Raw genomic sequence first — 3,390 nt, forward strand, 5'->3', positions numbered from 1 at the left:
AATTATGCGGAGCCCACGATTATGCGGAGTGTGCGGCCGTTCAATCCGAGACCCACTTCGTTATCAACAGTTTAGTTCCTGCTGCCCTCTTTCTCACTCCGCATAATCTGAGGCCCCCCTTCCTGCCTTGATGGCAACGGAAGGGAGACAAGGAATGGCCAAGTTGAGTGAGGATCACTGCCACGGACTGCGCTGCATGGACGCAGGCGATCTCGCCCCGCTGGTGACGGAGTTCACACGACACCTGACGGTGTTGGGGCATACGAGCTTGACGGTGAGCGGCTATGACGCCGCAGCCCGTCACCTCGCGCAATGGCTGACGCTGTCCAAGGTCGCAGTCACCGACATCGATGATGGCGTCACCGATCGGTTCGCTCGGCATCGCTGTCGATGCCCCGGCATACGTCGCCTGAAGGGCGTGTCCAAGAAGTACGTGAGGCGGGTGCGCCGGTTCGTCGAGTTTCTCGGCGAGCGCGGGATCGTCCAGCGCAAGCCGAAGCTCGCATTACCGACGCTCGACCGGTGGGTAGTCGAGTTCCGGGACTGGCTGCGGCAGCATCGCGGCGTCACAGAGCTGACAATCGATCGACATGGTCGCATGATCATGCGGCTGCTCCCGGCGCTTGGCAGCAAGCCGCGAAGCTGGAATGCCCAACTCATTCGCGACGTGATCATTGCAGAGACGAAACGGGTCTCGCTGGCCTATGTGAAGACGATGACGATGGCGCTGAGAGGATATTTGCGGTTCCTCAGCGCGAGGGGGTTGTGCCGAGCTGGACTCGATCAAGCTGTGCCAATCATTCCGCAGTGGCGACTGTCGTCGCTGCCGCGATACATCAGCTCGTCGGATGTCGAGACGTTGATTGCAACGTGCGATCAGACCACGGCGACTGGCGTGCGTGATCGGGCGATCCTGCTGCTGTTGGCGCGACTTGGTTTGCGAGCCGGCGACATTCTTTCTCTTCGTCTCACCGATATTGATTGGCAACAAGCCACGCTGTCGGTTCGTGGCAAGGGGCGCCGGGAAACGAGATTACCATTGCCGCAAGACGCCGGTGATGCCGTGCTCGGTTATCTGGATCAAGCCCGGCCGCTCGTCGTCGGTGGTCCAATCTTCTTCATGTTGAACGCACCAATCCGGCCACTGACAAGGTCGAGCGTAGTCTCTGACGTTGTGCGCTGTGCAATACGAAAGGCCGGCATCACCGCTCCGTCGAATGGGGCCAACTTGCTTCGACACTCGGCCGCGACGGCCATGCTGCGGGGCGGCGCGACGCTCGACACGGTTGGTGCCGTGCTCCGCCACCGCTCGCCTGACATGACCGCGCACTATGCCAAAGTCGACGTGACGATGCTGCTGCAGATTGCGCAGCCCTGGCCGGGAGATGCGTGATGCTGAGTCAATATCTGGCCAAATATGTGGACCAGCAGCAGTCGCTGGGGTTCAAGTTCCGTGTCCAGCAAATCCTGCTGAGGGGCTACGTCAGCTTCGCCGAGGAGCACGGCGACCGGCACATCAGAAGTGCCCGGGTCCTGGCATGGGCCGCACGAGCGCCGTCACCGGAGCAGCGCCGCAACCGGTTGCTTACCGTACGGCGGTTCGCGCTGGCGATGCATGCCGAGAATCCGCGCCATCAGGTTCCGGCGGCGGATGCACTCGGCCACGCTGTCGTCAAGCGGCGATCGCCTTATATCTATAGTGCGGACGAGATCGCACGATTGCTTCGCGCTGCGGCGGCACTCCGGCCGGTAGGCTCGATCAGACCGACCATGTATGTAACGCTCTTCGGCCTGCTCACCGCTACCGGCATGCGGATCGCGGAAGCTTTGGCGCTGCGGATCGACGATGTAACTGCCGATGGGCTCGTCGTCCGACAGACCAAGTTCCAGAAGAGCCGGCTGTTGCCACTTCACGCAACAGCTCGGCAGGCGCTCGACAGATATCTGGTCACCCGGCGGTCGCTGATCACCACAGATCGTGCTCTCTTCGTATCGGTTGCCGGACAGTCGCTGCCCTACAACACCGTGCGACGCATCTTCCTGCAACTCCTCGACAGTACCAATCTCAGGGGCGCCTACGCGGGGCGAGATCCGCGCATCCACGATCTGCGCCACACCTTCGCGGTCCGCTCGCTGGAGCAGTGCCGCTACGATCGTGCTGCGATCGCCCGCCATATCCTGGCGCTCAGCACCTACCTCGGCCACGCCCACGTGACCGACACCTATTGGTACTTGCAGGCGACGCCGACCCTAATGGGCCAGATCGCCGAGGCCGGCGAGGCATTGCTCATTGGAGGCGCCGCATGACTGCGCTCGCCCCCTACCTGAGCAGCTTCCTGCGCGAGCACCTGCCCAAAGAACGCAGGGCGAGCCAGCATACCTGCGAGGCGTATGCCCAGAGCTTCCAGCTGTTGCTCCAATTTGCCGCCGGCCGGCTCAAGCTCAAGCCATCGAAGATCGAGATCGAACGGCTCGACGCGCCGCTCATCTTGGCATTCCTGGAGCATCTAGAGAAGCAGCGCGGCAACTCGGCGCGAACTCGCAATGCCCGGCTCGCTGCGATCAACTCGTTCTTCCGCTATCTGGAATACAGGGTGCCATCCGGCCTCGACCAATCACGTCGGATCCATGCGATCCCGATGAAGAAGACCGATCAGGCGCTCGTCGGCTATCTCACTCGTGACGAGCTGCAGGCTCTGTTAGATGCGCCAGACGCGAGCACCGTGTCCGGCATCCGTGATCGAGCCATGCTGCATCTGGCCTTCGCCGCAGGCATGCGCGTGTCGGAGCTGGTCGGCCTCCGGCTCGATCAGATCGACCGCCAGACCATGTCCAGCGTGCACATCATGGGTAAGGGCCGTCGTGAACGTGTCTTGCCGCTCTGGAAACAAACGGCTGCAGCTGTGAAGGCTTGGCTCAAAGTGCGCCCAGTCACCGACGCTCCTGAGCTGTTCTTCAACGCCCGTGCTCAGGCGATGACCCGCTCGGGCTTTGAATACATCCTGACCAAGCATGTCGCCGTCGCCGCTCGCAAGGCGCCGTCGATCGCCGGCAAAGGCGTCAGTCCTCACGTACTGCGCCATACCTGCGCCATGCATACGCTTCAGGCGACTCGCGACGTCCGGAAAGTCTCGCTATGGCTCGGACACGCCAGCCTGCAAAGCACCGAGGTCTACCTTCGCGCCGATCCGACAGAGAAGCTCGAAGCGCTCGCCGCCATGTCGCCGCCGATGCTGACGCCCGGTCGATTCCGGGCGCCCGACAAGCTCCTGGCCATGCTGAATGTGGCCGGACGCAAGCCGAATTATGCGGAGTGAAATAGGCGAGAAGACCGCGGCGGGAACCAACTTCCCGCCGCACACTCCGCATAATCGTGGGCTCCGCATAATT

The 3,390-nt window shown here is 62.3% G+C and carries 3 protein-coding genes; all 3 read left to right on the plus strand.

Annotated features, from left to right (window positions below; translation table 11 throughout):
* Nucleotides 1-154: 154 nt before the first annotated feature.
* From AC5ZFO_RS47460 to AC5ZFO_RS47470, 3 genes are read left to right on the plus strand one after another with little or no spacing between them, the layout of a single operon-like run.
* Nucleotides 155-1,393 (plus strand): tyrosine-type recombinase/integrase, encoded by a 1,239-nt coding sequence (locus tag AC5ZFO_RS47460; RefSeq protein ID WP_496124193.1) that lies wholly within the window; start codon nucleotides 155-157, stop codon nucleotides 1,391-1,393.
* Complete coding sequence (locus AC5ZFO_RS47465; RefSeq protein WP_496124194.1) at nucleotides 1,393-2,307, plus strand: tyrosine-type recombinase/integrase; 915 nt, start codon at nucleotides 1,393-1,395, stop codon at nucleotides 2,305-2,307. Before AC5ZFO_RS47460 ends, AC5ZFO_RS47465 begins: the two co-directional genes overlap by 1 nt.
* Entirely contained in the window at nucleotides 2,304-3,317 is a 1,014-nt protein-coding gene (locus AC5ZFO_RS47470) for a tyrosine-type recombinase/integrase (protein WP_496124195.1), read from the plus strand. Before AC5ZFO_RS47465 ends, AC5ZFO_RS47470 begins: the two co-directional genes overlap by 4 nt.
* Nucleotides 3,318-3,390 lie beyond the last annotated feature (73 nt).

This window comes from Bradyrhizobium sp. Unk1 (assembly GCF_059512345.1).

Bases quoted from the DNA above. Each gene is read 5' to 3' on its own strand.
- AC5ZFO_RS47470 (WP_496124195.1), top strand. From the start codon at position 2,304: ATGACTGCGCTCGCCCCCTACCTGAGCAGCTTCCTGCGCGAGCACCTG.
- AC5ZFO_RS47460 (WP_496124193.1), top strand. From the start codon at position 155: ATGGCCAAGTTGAGTGAGGATCACTGCCACGGACTGCGCTGCATGGAC.
- AC5ZFO_RS47465 (WP_496124194.1), top strand. From the start codon at position 1,393: ATGCTGAGTCAATATCTGGCCAAATATGTGGACCAGCAGCAGTCGCTG.